This is a genomic window from Sphingobacterium sp. E70 (assembly GCF_019285695.1).
Taxonomy (GTDB): Bacteria; Bacteroidota; Bacteroidia; order Sphingobacteriales; family Sphingobacteriaceae; genus Sphingobacterium; species Sphingobacterium detergens.
On the sequence record NZ_CP079104.1, the window covers coordinates 1,343,416 to 1,363,894 of the forward strand.

At 38.3% G+C, this 20,479-nt stretch carries 27 protein-coding genes and 1 pseudogene; 10 read left to right on the top strand and 18 right to left on the bottom strand.

Features of this window, described 5'->3' with window-relative positions; genetic code table 11:
- Nucleotides 1-8 precede the first annotated feature (8 nt).
- The 10 genes and pseudogenes from KUH03_RS09810 (at nucleotide 9) to KUH03_RS09855 (ending at nucleotide 5,734) form a co-directional block, all read left to right on the top strand.
- Nucleotides 9-768 (top strand): annotated as a pseudogene (locus KUH03_RS09810) (SDR family NAD(P)-dependent oxidoreductase).
- A gap of 301 nt (nucleotides 769-1,069) precedes the next feature.
- Nucleotides 1,070-1,216 carry a hypothetical protein gene (locus KUH03_RS48430; protein WP_373564801.1) on the top strand — a complete coding sequence of 49 codons (147 nt, stop codon included), beginning with the start codon at nucleotides 1,070-1,072 and terminating at the stop codon, nucleotides 1,214-1,216.
- Nucleotides 1,217-1,342: 126 nt separating this feature from the next.
- Nucleotides 1,343-1,681, top strand: a complete 339-nt coding sequence (locus KUH03_RS09815) for a metallophosphoesterase (protein WP_257092955.1) — start codon at nucleotides 1,343-1,345, stop codon at nucleotides 1,679-1,681.
- A 330-nt stretch (nucleotides 1,682-2,011) separates the two neighbouring features.
- Entirely contained in the window at nucleotides 2,012-2,398 is a 387-nt protein-coding gene (locus KUH03_RS09820) for a DUF1572 domain-containing protein (RefSeq protein WP_257092957.1), read from the top strand.
- 146 nt (nucleotides 2,399-2,544) lie between these two features.
- Nucleotides 2,545-2,892, top strand: a complete 348-nt coding sequence (locus tag KUH03_RS09825; protein WP_257092959.1) for a Crp/Fnr family transcriptional regulator — start codon at nucleotides 2,545-2,547, stop codon at nucleotides 2,890-2,892.
- 20 nt (nucleotides 2,893-2,912) lie between these two features.
- A complete protein-coding gene (locus tag KUH03_RS09830) occupies nucleotides 2,913-3,047 on the top strand; it encodes a hypothetical protein (protein ID WP_257092961.1) in 135 nt (44 codons plus the stop codon).
- A 121-nt stretch (nucleotides 3,048-3,168) separates the two neighbouring features.
- Nucleotides 3,169-3,546 (top strand): NAD(P)H-dependent oxidoreductase, encoded by a 378-nt coding sequence (locus KUH03_RS09835; RefSeq protein ID WP_257092963.1) that lies wholly within the window; start codon nucleotides 3,169-3,171, stop codon nucleotides 3,544-3,546.
- Nucleotides 3,547-3,881: 335 nt separating this feature from the next.
- Nucleotides 3,882-4,373, top strand: coding sequence for an adenylosuccinate synthetase (locus KUH03_RS09845; RefSeq protein ID WP_257092965.1), 492 nt, complete (start codon nucleotides 3,882-3,884; stop codon nucleotides 4,371-4,373).
- A 157-nt stretch (nucleotides 4,374-4,530) separates the two neighbouring features.
- Entirely contained in the window at nucleotides 4,531-5,154 is a 624-nt protein-coding gene (locus KUH03_RS09850; protein WP_257096838.1) for an adenylosuccinate synthetase, read from the top strand.
- 10 nt (nucleotides 5,155-5,164) lie between these two features.
- Nucleotides 5,165-5,734: a Crp/Fnr family transcriptional regulator gene (locus KUH03_RS09855; RefSeq protein ID WP_257092967.1), complete on the top strand. Its 570-nt coding sequence runs from the start codon at nucleotides 5,165-5,167 to the stop codon at nucleotides 5,732-5,734.
- Nucleotides 5,735-5,739: 5 nt separating this feature from the next.
- Here the strand turns inward: KUH03_RS09855 and KUH03_RS09860 are convergent, their stop codons facing one another.
- The 18 genes from KUH03_RS09860 to KUH03_RS09945 all read right to left on the bottom strand — a co-directional run bounded on the left by KUH03_RS09860 (nucleotide 5,740) and on the right by KUH03_RS09945 (nucleotide 20,435).
- On the bottom strand, nucleotides 5,740-6,519 hold the full coding sequence (locus KUH03_RS09860) for a hypothetical protein (RefSeq protein WP_257092969.1): 780 nt from the start codon (nucleotides 6,517-6,519) through the stop codon (nucleotides 5,740-5,742).
- On the bottom strand, nucleotides 6,516-6,944 hold the full coding sequence (locus KUH03_RS09865; protein WP_257092971.1) for a WG repeat-containing protein: 429 nt from the start codon (nucleotides 6,942-6,944) through the stop codon (nucleotides 6,516-6,518). Before KUH03_RS09865 ends, KUH03_RS09860 begins: the two co-directional genes overlap by 4 nt.
- Nucleotides 6,938-7,831 carry a WG repeat-containing protein gene (locus tag KUH03_RS09870; protein WP_257092973.1) on the bottom strand — a complete coding sequence of 298 codons (894 nt, stop codon included), beginning with the start codon at nucleotides 7,829-7,831 and terminating at the stop codon, nucleotides 6,938-6,940. The genes KUH03_RS09865 and KUH03_RS09870 overlap by 7 nt, the downstream gene beginning before the upstream one ends.
- 8 nt (nucleotides 7,832-7,839) lie before the next feature.
- The gene (locus tag KUH03_RS09875; RefSeq protein WP_257092975.1) at nucleotides 7,840-8,451 is read right to left on the bottom strand and encodes a hypothetical protein; all 612 of its coding nucleotides are present in this window, start codon (nucleotides 8,449-8,451) and stop codon (nucleotides 7,840-7,842) included.
- A gap of 326 nt (nucleotides 8,452-8,777) precedes the next feature.
- On the bottom strand, nucleotides 8,778-9,521 hold the full coding sequence (locus KUH03_RS09880) for a hypothetical protein (protein WP_257092977.1): 744 nt from the start codon (nucleotides 9,519-9,521) through the stop codon (nucleotides 8,778-8,780).
- On the bottom strand, nucleotides 9,518-10,012 hold the full coding sequence (locus tag KUH03_RS09885) for a hypothetical protein (protein ID WP_257092986.1): 495 nt from the start codon (nucleotides 10,010-10,012) through the stop codon (nucleotides 9,518-9,520). The genes KUH03_RS09880 and KUH03_RS09885 overlap by 4 nt, the downstream gene beginning before the upstream one ends.
- Nucleotides 10,013-10,482: 470 nt before the next feature.
- The gene (locus KUH03_RS09890) at nucleotides 10,483-10,863 is read right to left on the bottom strand and encodes a hypothetical protein (RefSeq protein WP_257092987.1); all 381 of its coding nucleotides are present in this window, start codon (nucleotides 10,861-10,863) and stop codon (nucleotides 10,483-10,485) included.
- Nucleotides 10,864-11,114: 251 nt separating this feature from the next.
- On the bottom strand, nucleotides 11,115-11,402 hold the full coding sequence (locus KUH03_RS09895) for a SusD/RagB family nutrient-binding outer membrane lipoprotein (protein ID WP_306429717.1): 288 nt from the start codon (nucleotides 11,400-11,402) through the stop codon (nucleotides 11,115-11,117).
- Nucleotides 11,403-11,428: 26 nt separating this feature from the next.
- Complete coding sequence (locus KUH03_RS09900; RefSeq protein WP_257092988.1) at nucleotides 11,429-12,388, bottom strand: SusD/RagB family nutrient-binding outer membrane lipoprotein; 960 nt, start codon at nucleotides 12,386-12,388, stop codon at nucleotides 11,429-11,431.
- Between the two features lie 88 nt (nucleotides 12,389-12,476).
- A complete protein-coding gene (locus KUH03_RS09905; protein ID WP_257092989.1) occupies nucleotides 12,477-14,711 on the bottom strand; it encodes a TonB-dependent receptor domain-containing protein in 2,235 nt (744 codons plus the stop codon).
- Between the two features lie 128 nt (nucleotides 14,712-14,839).
- Entirely contained in the window at nucleotides 14,840-15,607 is a 768-nt protein-coding gene (locus KUH03_RS09910; protein ID WP_257092991.1) for a TonB-dependent receptor plug domain-containing protein, read from the bottom strand.
- Nucleotides 15,608-15,978: 371 nt separating this feature from the next.
- Complete coding sequence (locus tag KUH03_RS09915; RefSeq protein ID WP_257092993.1) at nucleotides 15,979-16,470, bottom strand: SusD/RagB family nutrient-binding outer membrane lipoprotein; 492 nt, start codon at nucleotides 16,468-16,470, stop codon at nucleotides 15,979-15,981.
- Nucleotides 16,471-16,537: 67 nt separating this feature from the next.
- Nucleotides 16,538-17,362 carry a SusD/RagB family nutrient-binding outer membrane lipoprotein gene (locus KUH03_RS09920; protein ID WP_257092995.1) on the bottom strand — a complete coding sequence of 275 codons (825 nt, stop codon included), beginning with the start codon at nucleotides 17,360-17,362 and terminating at the stop codon, nucleotides 16,538-16,540.
- Nucleotides 17,363-17,583: 221 nt separating this feature from the next.
- Nucleotides 17,584-18,762 carry a TonB-dependent receptor domain-containing protein gene (locus KUH03_RS09925; RefSeq protein ID WP_373564677.1) on the bottom strand — a complete coding sequence of 393 codons (1,179 nt, stop codon included), beginning with the start codon at nucleotides 18,760-18,762 and terminating at the stop codon, nucleotides 17,584-17,586.
- Between the two features lie 35 nt (nucleotides 18,763-18,797).
- Nucleotides 18,798-19,217, bottom strand: a complete 420-nt coding sequence (locus KUH03_RS09930) for a hypothetical protein (protein ID WP_257092997.1) — start codon at nucleotides 19,215-19,217, stop codon at nucleotides 18,798-18,800.
- The gene (locus KUH03_RS09935) at nucleotides 19,202-19,423 is read right to left on the bottom strand and encodes a hypothetical protein (RefSeq protein WP_257092999.1); all 222 of its coding nucleotides are present in this window, start codon (nucleotides 19,421-19,423) and stop codon (nucleotides 19,202-19,204) included. Before KUH03_RS09935 ends, KUH03_RS09930 begins: the two co-directional genes overlap by 16 nt.
- A 245-nt stretch (nucleotides 19,424-19,668) precedes the next feature.
- Nucleotides 19,669-20,325: a TonB-dependent receptor plug domain-containing protein gene (locus KUH03_RS09940; RefSeq protein WP_257093001.1), complete on the bottom strand. Its 657-nt coding sequence runs from the start codon at nucleotides 20,323-20,325 to the stop codon at nucleotides 19,669-19,671.
- On the bottom strand, nucleotides 20,313-20,435 hold the full coding sequence (locus tag KUH03_RS09945; protein WP_257093003.1) for a hypothetical protein: 123 nt from the start codon (nucleotides 20,433-20,435) through the stop codon (nucleotides 20,313-20,315). The genes KUH03_RS09940 and KUH03_RS09945 overlap by 13 nt, the downstream gene beginning before the upstream one ends.
- Nucleotides 20,436-20,479 lie beyond the last annotated feature (44 nt).

A 20,479-nucleotide genomic window follows, 5' to 3' on the forward strand; every position in this document is an offset into this window, starting at 1 on the left:
AAATAAAAATGGCTAAAAATAAAATCGCTTTAGTAACTGGCGGAAGCCGAGGTTTGGGAAAAAACATGACAATTAATCTTGCTAAAAAGGAATTGATGTCATACTGACTTACAATAGCAATAAAGAAGAAGCAGATCATGTCGTCTCTACGATTAAGGCTTTGGGACAACATGCAGTGGCATTTCAATTCAACGCCGGAGATACAAAATCCTTCGATCATTTTATAACACAAATAACCGAACATCTAAAAAATCAAACAGGTCAATCAAACTTTGATTTTCTAATTAATAATGCGGGCACGGCATTGTATGCTCCTTTTATGGATACGACGGAGGAGCAATTTGACGCTGTTTACAATATCCATTATAAAGGTGTCTTTTTCTAACCCAGAAAGCACTTCCTTTTATAAATGATGGTGGGCGTATCATTAATATTTCTTCGGGTCTTGCCCGCTTCGCGGTTCCTGGTTCTTCTGCTTATGGCTCGATGAAAGGTGCCATCGAAGTCTTGACAAGATACCTGGCCAAGGAACTAGGCCCTCGGAGTATTGCAGCGAACGTAGTCGCACCAGGAGCTATTGAAACAGATTTTGGCGGTGGACATGTTCGTGACAACAAAGAAACCAATGCTCATATCGCGAGTGTAACAGCCCTAGGTCGTGCTGGTGTACCTGACGACATTGGTGGAGTTGTGGCCTTCTTGTGTACTGAGGATGCCCGATGGATCAATGGACAACGCATTGAAGTATCTGGTGGTATGAATCTTTAATCAACTTGATAGAGAATAAGTATATATCTTACTGTTGTAAAATATATACTTATTAAAATATTGTATATGATTTTCGCTTCTATTACTCACGATTCATCTTAATGAATATAATACCAATTTCATTTTCTTTTTAAAAACAATAACCATACTGTTAAGTTGCGCTTCGAATGGCTAAGTTTGTAGGATAGATGAAGATACAACTTGCAATAATAAGTGATATACATGCCAATATTGTAGCATTGGATGAAGTACTAGCGGATATAAAAAGAGCGGGGTAACACAGATTTACTGTTTAGGTGATCTGGTCGATTTTGCCCCATGGGGAAATGAGGTTATTGCCCGAATACAGGAAAGAAATATCACCTGTTTACTCGGAAATCACGATCAGCGGATTGCCTTGATGAACGTATTATTCCCTTACCACACCACGATGCAATCGAAACAGTAAACCGTGACATCGCCATCAATCTCAGCAAAAACGATATAACAGCTGTCCAAAAAATGGCTGGCAACATTACCTTACAATATTGAATTAACGTTCAAAGTCGGTAATCATCTTAGAAAGATCCTGCTTGTGCATGCCAGTCTTCATAGTAATGATGAATACATTCATGAATCAACACCCAAAGCAGACCTGTCCGTTCAATTGCGCGAAAGAGCCATTGATATCCTGGTCATGGGTCATACCCATCACTCCTATGTCCAACGGACTGAAGAAGTCCTGTTTATCAATTGTGGGTCTGTCGGCCGAAGCAAAGAGAAAGACAGAAAGGCTTCTTATGCCTTAGTTACGCTGACAGAAGAAAACATAGAAGCCAAAATAGTTAAAGTAGATTATCCGATTGAGGAAGTCGCAGCGGCTATTTATCACAGTGATATTCCCGATTTCTATGGCGATTTTTACGCATGGTAGATGCCTAATTATCAATAAAAACCCGAGGTTTATTTAGTTTGTTTGGCAACTATATTTCCGTGTGAATAACCAGCTCGACATCGCTGTCTATGCTTTAAAATCGGTCTATTTTTCCGGTTAGTGCAAACATGATCTATTGGTAACAATGACTTTGCACAAAAAACAAAAGTCTTATTAACAAGAGATTAACCCAAGATGGAGAATAAGAAAATTGTATGTAAATTAGAATTATAAAAATGATATAAACCTTACGATACTGACATTCCTTAAAAAATCCAATTTTTTATCAAAAACAAAGGAATAATTATCAATAGAAAATCTTAACGGGAAATGGAAAAGCAGCTATTTATTGCAAGCAGACTTAGAGAAGTTTTATTAAATGGTCATTGGATTGCAAATACCAACTACCAAGAACAACTAGCAGATATCAGTTGGGAACAGGCTATCCTCAAGATCAACAATTTAAATACCATTGCTGCACTCACCTATCACATCAATTATTACTTAAAGGGATTGCTTGCCGCATTTGAAACTGGAAAGTTGGAAATTAATGATAAATACAGTTTTGATTTACCTGAAATAACCAGTAAGACAGATTGGGATGAACTCCGGCATGATTTTATCAGAAATGCTGAGCGCTTTGCAGATAAAATCGAGCAATTTGATACAGAAATTTTTAGCCAGCCTTTTTTGATGAGAAATATGGTTCCTATCTGAGGAATATGGAGGGGTGATTGAGCATAGTTATTATCATCTGGGACAAATCGTATTGATCAAAAAAATAATCACACAATGAGAAAGGGAGGTGGATCCTAGCAGATTTATTTTGTATTGCTAAAGCAATTTATCTAAGTTTGATCCCTATGCTAGCAGCTTACTTTCAATCTTTAGGTCTTTTTAACCCGGAAGAAATTACCGAGATTGTTCAGCTTTTTGAATTCAGAAGGCTGAGCAAAAATGACTATTTTGTCAAGGAGAATCAACCCTGTAACGAGGTTGCCTTCATCGCATCCGGAATCTTTCGTTCGTACTATACAACCTCAAGTGCCGAAGACGTTACCTATTGTTTCAGATTTCCCAATAGTTTGATCGCTGCCTACTCATCTTTTATTACAGGAGGACCAAGTGTTGAAACCATGCAGGCCCTCAGCCCCGCCGAACTCTGGGTCATCAAAAAAGTGCTATTGACAAACTTGCCGCCGAAAGTCTAGTATGGACAAAATATCTTAAAATGATTGCTGAACAGCAATACCTAGAACTTGAAAAACGTATCTTTCAATTGCAGAAAGAAACTGCTTTGCAACGCTATACGGTCTTGCTCGAGATCAGCCCGAATTTGTACAACAAATACCGTTGCAGTATTTAGCGTCCTACCTAGGCATCACACAACGGCATTTAAGTCGAATCCGCAGTGAAATTACTTTTTAGACATTTGTCCTATAATTCAAGTACCAGTACCTCTACTTTTGTGTTATCAGAAGAATAACATGAAGAAGAAAATACTTATCATCAATGGTCACCCCAATAGGGAATCCTTCAATTTTGGCATTGCTGCAACATATCAAGATGGTGCCGAAGAATCTGGAGCGGAGGTTCGATCGATTAATATTGCAGATTTGAATTTTAATCCCAATCTCCAGTTTGGATACCAGAAGCGAACAGAACTCGAACCAGATCTCCTACAAGCCTGGGAAGATATCCTATGGGCCGAACATTTAGTTTGGGTACATCCCGTTTGGTGGGGCGGTCTCCCTGCTATGATGAAAGGTTTTATCGATAGACTCTTTCTACCTGGCTTTGCTTTCCAGTACCGTGAAAATTCTCTTTTTGGGACAAATTACTCAAAGGAAAATCGGCAAGGATAATAACAACTCTGGACCAGCCCGGTTGGTATTATGCTTTGGTCTTTGGTAGACCGAGTGTAAATCAACTCAAAAGATCTACCCTACTATTTTGTGGTGTATCACCAGTAAAAGTCACTTACATCGGAATTATAAAGACTTCGGATACAAAAACGCGGAATAAATGGTTGTTTAAAATCAAGCAACTCGGACGAAAACAAGGTTAAAAACCAACCTGATTTCTCTTTGATAAATTTTTCAGGGAATAAACACCATCGCTTGTGCTTTTTTGTCAAATGGCAATTGTCCCCTCCCTGTTATCCCCTAGCTTTGATCCGTAAATTCAAAACAACAGCAAAATGGATATTTTAATTGGGCTCCAGTGGGGAGATGAAGGAAAGGGAAAAATCATTGATCTGATCGGCAGTGATTATGACATTATTGCCCGGTTCAATGGCGGGGCAAACGCCGGACATAGTATTTATCACGAAGGCAAACGGATCACCCTCAAATTACTGCCTTCAGGAATCTTTTATCCCCGGATCAAAAATATTATTGGTACCGGTGTAGTGATCGATCCTCTGGCTCTCCAAACAGAAGTGGAACAGCTTCAATCCATTATTTCTGACACAGAAATAATCAATCGAATCCTAATTTCAGAGAAAGCCCATCTTGTATTGCCTACTTACAAATATTGGGATATGTACCTCGAAGAGTCGTCGCAATATCGCACTATCGGAACGACTAAAAATGGTATTGCACCCACCTATTCCAATAAAATACTTCGGCAGAATGTACGTGCGGGGATATCTTTTCCAAAGATTTCGAAACCTATGTTTTCCAAATTTTAAATAAACAGTATGCCGAATTACAGGCTTTGGGGCAGGATATGCCGCCGGTACAAGAATTATATGATAATTTTCTGAAGGCATGCAGTTTTTTAAAAAAGTTACAAATTAAGGATACAGAAATAATCATCAATGAAGCAATTAAGAACAATAAAAAGTACTGGCAGAAGGAGCTCAGGCGACATTATTGGACATTGATCATGGTACCTACCCCTATGTGACCTCTTCAAACACCATCGCATCCGCCGCATGTGTAGGTTTAGGCGTATCGCCTAAGCTTATCGATAAGATTTATGGTGTTACCAAAGCCTATTGTACACGCGTTGGAAACGGCATATTTCCAACGGAGATCACGGGCTCCCTTGCCGATGAGCTGCGTGAAAAAGGTGGTGAATTTGGATCCAATACCAAACGGCCGCGAAGGGTGGGCTGGCTTGACCTACCTGCATTAAAATATGCTGTCATGTTAAACGGTGTGACCGATCTGGTACTGACAAAAGCGGATATTCTAAATGGAATGTCCGAGGTTCCAATTTGTACAGCATATGAGACAGATGGTGAAACAAGAACCTTAGCTGCTCCGACATGCGTAGACAATGCCCCAAAGCCAATCTGGAAATTTTTAGACGGATGGAATTGCCCTTTGGGTAAAATCGATCAGCGGGCACAAATCCCAAAAGAACTGAAGCTATTTATCTCCTTTTTGGAAGAAGAGTTAAATATACCCATCAAATATCTGTCTACAGGACCGCAACGAGAAGAATTGATTATCTTAGGTAATTAATATAAGCAATATGGAACAGCTTTTAGCGTTTATCCGAAAATTTGGTCAGCTTGATCAGCGGGAGGAAAGTCTAATCAGGCAGGCATTCGAGAAGAAGAGCATTCTAAAAGCCAGCTATTTTGTCACCTGTGGAAAGGTTAACAACAGCATCGCCTTCGTAGAAAGCGGTGTATTTCGCTCCCTTTATTATAATCATAAAGGTGATGATTTTACACGTTACTTTATTTACGAAGGCCGCTTTATCGGGGATTTCCAAAGTTTTCTGGATCGTACCCCGTCCAATGACTATATCGAATCTGTAACTGATGCGCAGTTATGGAGTCTTGATATCCATAATTTCCTGTTGTTAGAAAAAGAGATCAAAATCTGGCCCTTATTGATGGCCAAGCTGTATGGGTTTGTGATTGAAAGCAAATTAAAAACAGCAAATACCATGATGAATCTTGATGCCAGGGAACGCTATCTGCTATTTCTAAAGCTCTATCCCGGACTGGCAAATCGTGTTCCCTTAACAATGCTGGCCTCCTATTTGGGTATTACAGCTTCTTCTTTAAGCCGTATCCGAAAAAATATCACGTGAGGATACTAATCATATCGGGTCATCGTTCCTCGCGAACTTGGTGAGTTGTCACGGAACCACTTATCAAATTGAGGTTTGGCAATAAAGAATGTTATTTTATTTTTTGCTGAATCCTTTAATTTGTCTTTAAACAAAGTAATGATCTGCTCCTTGCTAAACGTCTCTTTCGGTTCGATAGGATTACCATCGTCATCATAAGAAGGACTATACTCCTCATTACTCCGATCAAAACGCAAAGATTCTATCTCAGGGATTACAAGTTGAAATACTTTATCCTTGGTATGCCAGATCAAGCGCAATCCCGAGGAAACACCTTCCAATTCCCTCGAATTCATTGTCGCCTCGGGATTATCCAATGTAATCTGATCCACTAGTTTATTCACATCATCCGCAGATACATCCTCCTGTTCAGCCATCCAGGCAAAAACCTCCTTTTCTGCTAGATCTGTGAGGAGTTCAAGTGTTTTAAATTTAAAACTACCATAATCCGCCAGATTGATGTCATTCTTATTCGAATTGACATTATATTGAACATAATAGACTGTGCTATCAGGAAGATTTTTTCGCTCAAGTACGATTTCATTTTCTTCCACATCGAGATTCACCATATCGACTTTACCCCGGAAAAGATCCTCATTACTTAGAAATTTTGCGAGATCCACATTCATATCAACCCCTTTCAATTGCAATGGGGCTTCTGCGTATGGCTTGACAGACTGTTTACAGGCAAATATGCTAAGCGATAAGATTGCAATGCCTATAGTCCCTATCTTTTTACTTTTCATCCGTTTTGATTTTTTAAGTTTCTACCTGTCTTATTAGTAGAGGTCATCAATAGAAACATGAACAACATTTCCGTCCTTGTCAAGAACAATCTCTCCCATGGTGAAATATCCTGTGCCATCCTTTGAAAAGGCAACATCAAGCGTTGAGAACCATCCGGAGAAGGAGGTAATACAATTTTTTTGAAGATCCTGTTGTTTTTATCTATCAGGAACAACTCCTCCTTTGCAGTGCGAACCAATGCATGACCCCTGTAGAATTCGGTAATATTACTATATTGAGGCTGAATAACAATCTTTCCGTTCAGATCAATAAAACCGTAGCCATCATAATCAGAGAAAGGAATCATCCCTTCGGCACTCCGACTGATATCTATATATCTCAGGTTTGCGGGAAGATCAACCCGTTTATTCTGATAATCTAGCAAAAAGTCTCCCGACCTTTAGTGACGTACACCCAATTCGCAGTTTTTAATCCCTCAATTTTATCATATTCCAAAGGAATGACCAGTTTTCCGCTGGTATTTAAAACTCCGAATTTATGCAACTTGCTACGTACCATAAAGCTACTATCAGCAAGCATATCAACGGTACTTAATAAAGGGGTTTCAATAAGATCTCCTTTTAATGTATAGAGATCAAAAGTCTCGCGTCCCCTTAGTGTATAGTTTGCAACAAATAACTTGCCCTGTTTTTCTATAGCTGTATATTTAAAAGGCACTATTTCTTCTTGTCCATTGCGAAGCACACCCAGATTTTCCTTTTTATTTTTAAATACGGATAAATCCGCATTAAGCTTCCGCTCAAATCGGTAACCAGCTTTGACAGGCTCCAGCTTTTTATCTTTCACATTTAAGAAATAATCAATGCTATCACTTGAATCAAAGAAGTAATCTTGACTGCTACGTGTCAATTCTTTAAAACGAGGTTCAATAATTACATTACCCATGGAATCCACAATACCATATTTCTTTGCTTCCTGATCTAAATAGGTCATATATCCATAGGAGGCAGTACGTGAAACAGGAATTTGGCGTTCTGCTTTAATTGTTTCATTTGATTTTCCAAAATACAATAAAAATTGCTTTACAGGATAAGGGAATGAGATGGAGAGTCGCTGTTCAACAGGCCCTAGGTACTCCTCATTGGATTCAATATATGCTCTAAGCTTTTTGATAACGTCAAATACATCTGCATTCTTGTTATCGCCCAACAATACCTTAAGGTCTTTCTCAATAGCTGACTGATAGTAATTCAACTTTTTCAAACCTTGAAACATCGCTTCAGTAAACTGAGGTTCGAAGCGGTCAAGCATGGCATCCTCTACCGCTGCGGTTTGGAATTTTGAAACAACTGTCCAGCCGACTTCGCCTGTTTCTGAATTTCTGGATGTAGTCCATAAAGTGGCATCGCCGAATAAGAATTCGATTCCACCAATTTATCATTTGGAGTTTCTCCTCGGTGACCAAGATAATTGTAATATAAATCCAGCGGTAGATCGAGTTCTATACCCTGTGGACTAATGGTATCGATCGTTAAATCGTAGCCCATATATTTCACCGTTTTGGCATTTGGAGCGATTACCAATGAGTCCAACTCATGTGGAAGTTGATATTTTATTTCCACGAGCGCCTGACTAACCGGCAAAAGGCCGACTTCGGATGAATCAAGGCGGTTATTTCCTTGAAAGAGCTGTTTAAATGAGGTTGAGAGCTGCCCTGTTTCCGATATTTTATCATCGGTAGCATCTAGCTCAAATGATGAATGTGGAATACCAAAACTTTGTACCGCTTTGAGTGTAGTGGCATAGCTTTCAAATGCAGCTTTCAGTGTATCAGGATTAGGAATAATAAAGGCCTTATTTTGGATATCCATCCGATTCCAGTTTACCGTATCCCAATTAATTTCCTTGGGATCACCTGAAGATAATCCCATTGAAAAGCTAAAATAAATGGTTTGCTCTTTTACCTTCGCTAGGCAGTATCAATCAATTGTACCTGCTGTTTAAAAAAATTCGCCCGATCCTGAGGGGAAAGCTTACGGATATGAGCCAGCATCTCTGTCCGGCTGTCGAATTGTCCAATGTCTTTTTCCCTGTACAGGAAGCAAAAGACAAGAACAATAAAAATAGGAATGTTATTCTCATGCAATTTCTCTTTTCAGAACCCAAGTCATTTATTTCACCACATGATCAAATATCCTGCCTAAGTCGGAGAGTTTGCTTTAATTTTTAAACATTCAATAAAATGACCTGGTACATTTTACCAACGGTATAACAATCGCGTTGTAAAAACATTGTCTTTCAGATCATCAGAAAAATTCTTCAAGCTCGTTTTTTCATTGGTCACATGCTCATTATATACCGTAAGTTTTAATCTATTACTGATCTGATAAGCGACACCATAGCCCAATGTGCTAAATTTGACATCACCATCCGCCGTAAAATTATCAGGCATTCCTATGGTCATGCCACTTGCCTTTGTATTAGGGTCATAGACATCGTAAGCCAATAAAGCTGTAACACCTGTTTTTGCGATTTCTTGTGTAAACCAAAGATAATAACCGTTAAATTTCCGTTGGTATAAATCTGTAGCAGGCTGTGTCGTAAAACTTCTGCTCGCATACGGACCTTTAATATCCGCACCTCCAGCGACACCAGGCTGATCACCGGCTACATATTCCGTCTTGAAGCTAGATTTTCCAAAGCTATTATCCAGTTCGATCTGAAAGTTTGCACCATAGTAGTTTCGACCAATGGCTTTTCCTTCATTGTCATCACTGGTATGCGCAGTATAGCCATTAGCAATCGCAGTGTAGTATGTTTTGGTGTCGTTGCGGACAGAACCTTTATAGAAAGAGCCACCAAATCCGAGCTGCAATCTTTTATCTGCAAGGCTATCGAATTTAAATCCTAGGTTACCGATCAGATCCTTTTTAGAATCGTAGTCTTTGGCGGAGTGGCCGCTTCCGTTTACCAGAGCCAAGTCCAAGTTCAGGAATTTCATTTTGGCTCCAGGGTGGTAACTGACCATCCCCCAAGGTCACGTTCACGCGGCATTAGCGTCTGGAAAACACGCGCCCGTTCGGGGAAATCACGGTAGCCAGAAGAATAAACAATAGAATATCCGAATGGTCTGTTGAAGAGACCTGCTGTCAGACTCAAGCCTTTCTGACTAGGGTGGCGTAATTGAATAAAAGCGTCCATTAACTGTACACCATCTTGTGTCGCATCGAGCTGGAATACAATACTTGAGTAAGTATCCACACGGTCAATCTTGAGGCGTCCACGTCGGATCATGAAACGATTGTCTGAATTCTTAGAAAAATCACCACCGGAGAAAGAGGTTATTCCCGGCGATTGAGCCTTTTGAAACTGCGTCTGAAGGTATCCTGTGATTTTGATATCATGTGGATCATAACTTGAAGGTGCATTATTATTTTGCGCCATGGCTACTGCTGGACCGATCAGAGTTGCGAGTAAAAGTGCCTTTTTCATCTATTTAATTTATTTACAAGTGACCAGTCTCATCCATATAAATGAGCTTGTTGCACTTGGTTTGTTTTCAGCTGTGATGGAGCTATCAGCTTTATTCAATTCGTTGTTTAGCTCGAATAAAGCTCAATAGTTTCATTTGAATAAAATAATCTCTAATATAATGAATGAATTTTAAGCGCATTATAGGGTTTCATTAAATCGTATAAGCGCTCTTCTTTCAACGCCGTAAAAATAGATTCTCAACATTAAGTTAATGTTAATAAATTGTTAGACTATTAATTTATATACATAAAATTAATGATTTGGTAATAAACTACAACTATGATGAATTAGCTAATTTATCGGTACCATATCGTGGAATTTCTGAAGATTTCGTACCAGTATCTAAAATCTTAAAGTTCAAGACAGAAAAAACGTCTCATAATTACTTATGAGACGTTCCTTCATTGTTAGCAAAGTCTTTCAAAATTTTATTTTGTTAGCCATACTCTCGCTTGCACAGGAATAATTTCCTGTCCGTTATCAAGAGTCACTAAAAACATAAATGCTATTTCTTGTGTTTTTAGTGTTGTAGAATTTTCAAAATCTTTAATGATTTTTTCATTTGCCGCGCTCTTGCTCCTAAATTCCGAGACAGACGTATTAAATACAACCTTATTACCAGCTCCTGCAATGGGATTAGTAATATAGGTACCCGCCCTAACCCCACCAGCATTAATTGAAGTACCTCCAGCTAATACTTTCGAAATTTCCTTGATTTTTCTACTAGAACTCTCTGGTATTGTCAGAGTCAATGTGAACGTATTCGTTGCCAACGGGACTTTAATGTAAGGATTAAATCCTTCTGTCAAGGCCCCTCATATGTAACTGGAATTTCAGGTCGATTGTCCGAATAGAATTCCGTATAATCTTTGTTGCATGACACCATGAATGTCATTACAGCTACTATAAAGTATATTAAATTTTTTTCATCTTCTTTTTATTTAATTAACATCCCACCAAACTTTGACATTCGATTGCGGTATTGCTGTGCCCTGTGGAAAATTTGGATTACGTTGAACTTCAGAACTAAGATAGACTGCTCTAACTGGTCTAGTTCCGTCTATCCGCCTGCATTTTGGTGTGGAGCTAACACTGGGTATCCAGTTCTTCTCCAATCATTCCATTGTTCCAAACCATTTGCAAATTGAGCAATATATTTTTGTGTAATAATTTGTTCTATCTTTTTCTCATTACTACCGCTTAACGTAACTGTTGTAGCATTATCAGCAAAAAATTTATTTATGTCGCTCGACGTTACCTTTGCATCATTCATTGAAGCTTTAATACCTGCTTCATAAAAAGTTTGGGCATTTCCGGCAACTCCGAATCGAATGATTGCTTCTGCTATATTGAAACAAGTTTGAGCATATGTAACTAAACGAGTCGGTCCCTCCCCTCAGCACCAGTTGCATAATCGTTATATTTTGAACGATCGTCAAAGGGAGGAAAGGTTCCTCCAAACCCGTTATCCGCTGTGACATAATCACCTTTAGGGCGGGTAACAAATATCGGTAGCCTAGGATCATTCGTACCTTTTAACAAATTTACGAACCTCGTACTTATCAACAATTCATTTTGAAACAATGAGTTATAGGATAATGTCCAAATCGGGGCCTGACTACCTGTTTGTCCACCAAAATTTATCGCAAGATTTTGATCATTACTATTAATATATTGATTTTTTGTTAACACGGCCTCGATCTCTGACTTAGCACGATTCGGTTCAACCAAGCTAATTTGCATTGCCAATTTTAATAAAAGAGAGTTTCCCGCTCTTTTCCATTTATTAATATCTCCTTTAAAAACAATATCATCAGTTCCAGGTTTTGTTGGACTCTCCTTTTCTAAATCCGCTAAGCCCGCTTTTGTCAAATCAAACAAGCTTTGTATATTAGAACCATTTCCAAGGTAAATATCTTTTTGAGAATCCAGTTTGGGTCTCGTCACACCAATATCTCCTGTTAACGCTTCAGAATAAGGGATGTCTCCCCAAACGTCAGTAGCCATAGCAAAACTAAGTGCCGACATGATTTTACCTATTCCTGCATAAGCGGGTCCATTGTTAGCTTCAGCAGTTTCTATTAATTTTTTATAATTTACTAATGCTCCTCCGTACAATTCAAAGCGCCACTGATTTCCAAAGTCATCACCGTCAATAATGTACCGATCATAATCCTGTGGACTGCCAGCGGCTCCCGTTGTAACACTCATGATCGTAGAAGCGAATCGGTTTAATTCGTTTGAATTTGCAAATGCAGTTCCTGCTAACCCAGTTGGCAATAATGTTGATGCCGGCACCTCCAATGGATTATTTGGGGTATCATTGACATCCAAAAATCCTTACATCCGACCAAGGATAAACCAATGGCCAAAATAGACATTTTATATATATTATGTTTTATAGATTTCATTGTGTGTTGTATTAAAATGTTGCGCGGATATTAAAACCAAAATTTTTCGTAGTTGGAATACCATTTAAATCCAAGCCTTGAACGTTTCCAGCACCTTGTGTGTTGACTTCTGGATCAGTAGGAAATCCTGGGGCAAACATCCACAGATTTCTTCCACTAACCCCAATAGAGACCTGTCCAAATGGAGAATTTTTGAGAACATTTTGCGGAAGGCTATAATTGATTGCCACCTCGCGTAGTCTATAAGATGTTGCATCAAAAACAGCCGCTTCAGAAGCAATTCCACCTAATCCTTGCCAATAACTTTGGGCTGAAATCTGGATATCATTAGGTCTATAAGTACCATCTGCATTTGCAATTACACCAGGCAATATGCGTGGTTTGTCCCGATCAATTCCAGTCTCAAGAATGGCGCCCGCATTTCTCAAGTCAACTTGACCCATTGAGAAAATTTGTCCACCTTTATTAATATCAAACAAAGCACTTAAAGAAATACCCTTATATCTGAATGTATTTGAAATTCCTAAAGTGTAATCTTTTTGTGGATTAGCTATTACTTGGTTAGGAATTGGGTTAGCAAACAAACCAGTTGCAGGATTTATTAACAAATCGCCATTCTCATTTCTAGCATTTTTACTCCCAACAATAACTCCATATGGATATCCTTCAGCAATAGATGGGGTGATACCTCCGAAATAATTCACTCCTGGAATTACAGTACTTGTTAGTACATCTCCACCAACTGGCTTTTCTCCAAAAATAGCAACTACTTTATTGCGTATTCTTGTGAAGTTCAAATTAACGTTCCAACTAAAATTATTATTTTTAATTGGATAGCCATTTAACATCACCTCTATACCTTTATTAGTCATCTCGCCGATATTTGAAGTCTGTGTGTCATAGCCTGATGAATTTGCCACCGCTACATTAAATATTTGGCTCGAACTTTTAGTACTAAAGTAAGTAAAGTCTAAATCGATTCTATTATTGAAGAAGCCAAATTGTCCTCCAAGTTCATAAGATTTAACAAACTCAGGCTTTAAATTAGGATTTCCAATTCGCGAGCTAATTTTGAACCCTGTGATGCTTGATCCGCCCACTGATATCGGAAAAGTAATACTCGCTGTATTGTTTCCATATTCTCCAGCGGTATATACTGACCTAAGTAAATAAGGATCTGCATCCCGGCCCACCTTAGCTATATTTGCTCTAATTTTCATAAATGAGAGCACATCGGATTTCATTGATTCCCATACTTGTGTTGGAACGAAGCTTAAAGAAGCCGAAGGGTAGAAATAAGTGTTATTTTCTTTCGGTAAAGTAGATGATTTATCTGCCCGACCAGTTAATTCCAAGAATAAATAATCTTTGTAATTTAATCCCAATTGAGCATAATAACCCAATAATCTTCTACGTTCTCTATTAGCGTAAGATCCTGTAAAAACAGATGCGTTGTTCACATTATCATATCCTGGTATGACAAGATCACTGGAAACAATTCCCGATTCCTTGTAATCCCGCTGATTTATATTTTGGCCCAATAAAAGATTTGCACTCAAACCTTCCGTAAAGATATCAGATTTGTTTGCACGAATCATTAAGTCACCATTAAGCTCAGATCTGAATCTGTTATCTTCATCAATACCACCTTTAGGTGCGCGCGCCGCACCGATACGTAAAACTTGCTTTCTTGAATCGAAATAAGTATCCCCAGTTACCCGATAGCTTACGTTTAGCCAGTCTGCAATGTCGTAACCAATACTTAAATTACCATATACACGATCAACATCTGAAGTAAAGAATTCGTTCTGAACACTCCATAAAGGAGAATTTTGAGTAGGAACAAAATACTGTCTTTGTCCAGCTTCATTCAAAATTGGTGTTCCTATCAAATCATAACTAATCGGTATACGTGAAAGTTGTCCAAATGCACTTCCTCCATTTCCCATAGTTGCTCCTCTTTGATTAGTTTTGCTATAGGTAATCGTTCCACCAAGTTTAACTCCATTTTTCAGCTTGGAATTCCCGCCAACGTTTACAGTATGTCTATTATACTTACTTTCCGGAACAACCCCTTTTTGGATCGTACTTGATACTCCTGCATTAAAATTATTAATCTCATCTCCACCCGCAAGATTTAAAGAGTTTTGATAAAACGATCCCGTATTAAAGAAGTCCTTAATATTATTAGGATAAGCTTGATAAGGAACCTCTTTTCCTGTACCGCCTTGAATCACTGTAGGCACAGAGCCAAATTTCGGCCCCCAAGAAAGTGTACTTTGGTTGTTATAAATATTTTGAGATCCTTGACCGTAGGAGGTCTGCAGCTCGGGTAGAAAACCTACACGTTGCCAGTTTGCTGAAGAACTAAAGGTTACTTCGGTTTTCCACCTAACCCCTTTCCACTTTTTGTCGTAATCATGATAACCCCAGCCGATGCTCTCGATCCATAAAGCGCAGATGCTGCAGGTCCTTTCAAAATATTGATAGTTTCAATATTATCAGGTGGTATATCATTTAAACGGTTCGACGGTTGTGAACCAAATAAACTATTTTGGCTATTATCTGTATCATTACTGAATATAATTCCATCCACAACAATCAATGGCTGGTTATTACCACCGAAAGACGTAATACCACGAATGTTAATATTCGTAGATGACCCCGGTTGACCCGAAGAACTTGAAATGTTTACACCTGCAACTTTACCCTGTAAAGCATTTAATACATTTGTTTCTGACTTTTGGGCTAACGCCTCACCTCCAACTTGTTGTGTCGAGTATCCCAACGATTTATTCGTACGTGTGATACCCTGCGCTGTTACAATTACCTCTTCAAGTGCATTTTCAGAATTGCTTAATGTAACATTAAAGGCAGACTGTCCTTCTTTAACGATTATAGTTTTGTCGGCAAATCCAACTGAACGGAATACGATTACCTTACCTGTAGGTACAGATAATGAATAATTACCATTCGCATCTGTTTGGGTAGCTGTAGTTGATCCCTGTACAACGATGGTAACACCAGCTAATGGCTTACCATCTGCACCAGTTACACGACCACTTACTTTCTTCTCTTGCGCGAACGCTACTGAAGTCAGGATCATACTACCCACGAAAAAACTGAGTAATTTGTGTTTCATATGTTTACGTTTATTTAAATAAGTATGTTTATTTTTCTAGAGATAATTCGGTTAGTATTCTATCTTTTCAATAATTTAATAAGTCTGTTAGTTAGCAATACATCTTTATATAGACGGTGAGTCTGTTAAAAATGTTAAATACAAAAATATAACTTTTTTAACATTTGCAATGCATGCATAATTTCCCAATAACAATATGGTAAAGAAAAAATAACAAATAGCTTATAATCAGATTATTATTTTATAACTTTTTTTTCAAAGATTGTAAAGAAAAATATTTTATTTATCGAAATAAAATAAAATACCATATCATTATAATAACCAAAAAAAGGCTATACATGTTTTAACAAGTATAGCCTTTTGAATCAAGCTTATTTAATAAGTTCTATCTCTTTACATTCCCACCAAACAGCGACATCCATCGGAATGTTCTTCGCATTTGGATTATATAAAGTTGTTGTTTGCGGGAATGGATACCGCTTTGGAATAACGGGCAAGGTCGCACCCACGCTTTGCGGTCTTGGTTTTAATGCAGGAATTCCAGTTCTCCTATAATCATTATAAGGTTCAATTCCTTGATTATAGAGTGCAACCCATTTCTCCATTAAAATATCTGTTTTAGTCGCTGTAGCATAATTTGCAACATTGCTAGCAGATTCTTTTCCATTTGTCACATACGCTACATTTGCCTTAATAGCCTCATTTAATTCTGCCGCCGCATTACCGCCTTGTCTTTGTTTCACTTCAGCTTCTATAAATTTTGCTTCATAATAGGTAATAATTGGAAAATTCTGATCCGCTGCGAAAAACGGACCAACCACTGAGATATCAGGAACAATAGACTCCTTCGTAATATCCTCCAATAAATTGTTTCTTAGAATTAGGACGTAGAAAGTACGCTAACCGTGGATCATTTTTGCAGACAATCTATCAACAAATATATTGCTCGCCCCAAATAACCTCTTCTCGCAGCCTGAAAAGCCCCCATTGATTTTGGGAATTTTCATCGTGTGGTGCGATCATATTTTCATCATTAGAAGAAATTCCTTTCTTTAAATAGTCAAGCACTTTAGCCTCAGTACCTGCCTGTTTACTCGACGTCCGATTCAGAAAACGTGCTCTTAACGTGTAAGCTGCCTTCATCCATTTTTCAACATCTCCTTTGAAAATCAAGTCATCTTCTGCTGGCAGGTAATAGTTTTCATCTTCGGCAACAGATAAATCTGTAATTGCATCAGCTAGAAGTTTATCTATACTTGTGTAAACATCTTGTTGGGAATCCAATTTAGGTGTTTTGTTACCAGTTGTCCATTGAAAAGCCTCAGAATAGGGCACATCGCCCCATAGGTCAGTCGCTAAACTGATATTAAGCGCCATCATAACTTTCGCTATCCCCTCATAGTACGGGCTTTTGGTTTCGGTGATCTTCGCCTTATCGATCATTAGTTTCAAATTATACATCGTATTCGTGTATAATCCGATCCACACATTATCAAAATCACCTTGGGTAATGCGGTAATTTTGGACATCTGAATACTGTGCATTTAGACCTACTGAGTGTTGTACCAAAATACTGCTCATACGGGACAAGTCCCCTTCCACATTTTGAAAAGTATTCACCTCAGCAGCGGTCAACATGGACGGCAAGTTCCCATCAAGTGGATTATTGGGACTTATATATAGATCATCGCCTGTTTTACATCCGACAATAGCTGTAAAACATAAGGCATATAGTAATTTTACTTTATTTTTCATGTTATGAATAATGTTTAATTAAAAACCAACTCTAAAATTAAGGGAATAAGATTTTGTGCCAGGATTATTAAAGAAGTCATATCCGGCGAAATTTTGATCCGATCCGGTCAAACTAGTTTCTGGGTCAATCCCTTTATATTTTGTGATCAAGATCGGGTTCCGAAGATTAACGCCTACTTGAATATACTGGATCGCTTTAGAAACTTTAGTAAAACGGTAATTCAAATCAATAGAACGTAACCTTGCCCAAGTACCATCCTGAATGGACACTTCCGATGAGGAATTTCTAAATAGTTTTTAAAGTAGTTAAATGCTGTCAATTCGGTTGTATTTTTTTGTCCTTCATTAGCCCCACCTCCGTAGACACCATCAATGACATACTTACGTTCACGATCTTCAGTAATAGCCGCTTTTCCTCGATTGATCAATACTGCATTCGTAGCGCCCCATAGTTTGCCGCCCTTTCTAAAATCCCATAAGAATGAGAAGGACCAGTTTTTATAGGAAAATTCATTATTGATATTCATTAACCATTTCGGTATGGTACTTCCTACACTACCCAAATCAGATTCATACATCGGTAAACCGCTATTTGGATCAATCAATACCTGTCCCTGTGCATTCCGCTGAAATTTTTGTGCATAGATTACACCAAATGGCTGTCCTACGATCGCAAAAGATTGCGGAGCTGAAAAAGCGTCACCAATAGATAATTTATCCACGCCAGGCGCTAGTTCCGTTACCTCGTTGGTATTTTTGGACCAATTTAAAGTAGCATTCCAGTTAAAATTGTCCGACTTCACAATGTGACCATTTAACGTCAATTCAATACCGCTATTTTTCATTTTACCGAAATTGTTATAGTAATAAGCGAATCCACTGGTTGGATCTACAGGCATTGAAATCAAAAGATTAGATGCACGTTGTTGATAGTAGGTAAAATCAAAGCCCAGACGATTATTCAAAAATTTCATTTCCAAACCTGCTTCATAACCAACGTTTCTTTCTGGTTTAAGGTTTTCAGAGACATATTCATTTGAAATAGCAAAACCTAACTGTCCTTGGTATGGAAAGGAATAACCATTTGTCATACCGTCTGCAATCAATGGTGATGTGAAATACGTTCTATTTGAATAAGGCTTTGGTGATATGCCCACATTTGAATAAGCCAAACGAATTTTACCAAAATTTACAATTTCCGATTCTTTAAACAAATCTGAGAAAACGTAAGAGATATCAGCTTTCGGATAGAAGAATCCTTTTGCATTTCGGCCAAAGGTAGTTGACCACTCGTTACGACCAGTCAATGTCAAAAATAAAATACTCCGATAATCAAATGTTGCGTCTAAGAAAATTGCTTTGCTATTTCTGTACTCTTCTGAATTACTCGCGTAGAGCATTTTTGCATTATTTAAATTATAATAATCTGGAATACTTAGATTTTTTCCCCTCGCAAAATTAGCAATGCTTTGAACATAATTAAAATTTCCCCTAATAAACCAGAAACGGAAAAATCGTCCGAAATCTTCTTATTAAATTTCAATAAAAGATCGGTATAAATATTACGGTAGTTGACATTTGTCCGCTTGATTTCACCCCATCCAGCTGAATCATCATCACCACTTGACCCTACGGCGTAAATCTGATTCCCATTCGTTGCGTAGGTATCAAGTCCAGTTTTCCAAGAAACAGAGAACACATCATTTAATTTAACATCTGCATAGACGTTGCCTAAAAAACGATTATTTTCTTCTTTATAGGGATTACGCTCGGTTGACCAATAGGGATTATCATAACTTTCGAAATATTTTTGTATACCTAATTCATTTTGATAATCTTTCAGATTAAAATCCACGGGGAGCGCAAGAGCGCAAGCATGACGCCGGCAATATTGCTACCATTTTGAGCCGCTCGCGTATTTGCATTTGTAAAACTGAAATTTCCACCTACAGTAATTCGGTCATTCAATTTTGATTCTGCGTTGAGTCGTGAAGTATAGCGATTATAACTTGTGTTCGGAATTATACCGGTATTATTTGTGGAGCCCACCGAAAAACGCATAGTGGTTTTTTCCCCACCGGAAGTGATCGATAAGTTATTATTAAAAACGTTTCCATTCTTAAAAACTCATCCACATTGTTATAGATTGGCTTTCCTGCCGCTATTAAATTTTCACCCCAGCTATCCGCCGTCTCGTTAGTATATACTCCATCCGTTCCCTGACCATATTTTTTTTTGAAACTCGGGCAATTTATTTACCTTCTGCATTTCATAACTCGAAGAGAAAGTAATGCCAAGACCTGAACCTAGTTTACCTTTTTTGTGGTGTAAATAACAGCCCCATTACCTGCTGCCTGACCATATAAAGCCGCCGCAGCTGGGCCTTTGAGAATAGTCACTGTTTCAATATCATCAGGATTAATATCCAACGCTCTATTAGCAACCTGCACACCAGAAAGACTCTGGTTGTAAGGATCGTCGCCAGCCTTTGTGTTGTTCAAACCATTATCAATTGGAACACCATCAACAACGATAAGTGGCTGGTTATCTCCTGAAAAAGAGGCAGCACCACGCAACACAATTTTTGAAGAAGCTCCTGGTGTACCCGCTGATGAAGTGATTTGAACACCTGATGCCTTCGCTGCTAAACCTTGGATAATGTTTGCTTCACCAGATTTTACCAAATCATCTCCACTTACTTTAGATGTAGAGTAACCTATACCTCTAGAGCTTTTAGAAATTCCTAATGCCGTCACAACGACCTCTTCTAAAGCATTATCCTTGTTGTCCAGTACCATATTAAAGGATGTCTGACCTTCTTTTACGATCAAAGTTTTATCAGCAAAACCTACAGAGCGAAAAACAATTACTTTACCGGTTGGTACCGTCAAAGTATAGTTTCCGTTAGCATCTGTGGAGGTTGCCACATTTGATCCTTGTACGGCAATAGTTACTCCGACCAATGGCTTACCATCGGCACCCGTAACACGACCACTGACTTTTTTTCTTGTGCAAATGCGACAGAAGTCAAGATCATACTACCCACAAAAAAGCTGAGTAATGTCTGTTTCATATAATTTGTGTTTATAAAAATTTGTTTATAGTCTTAGCAAGCCA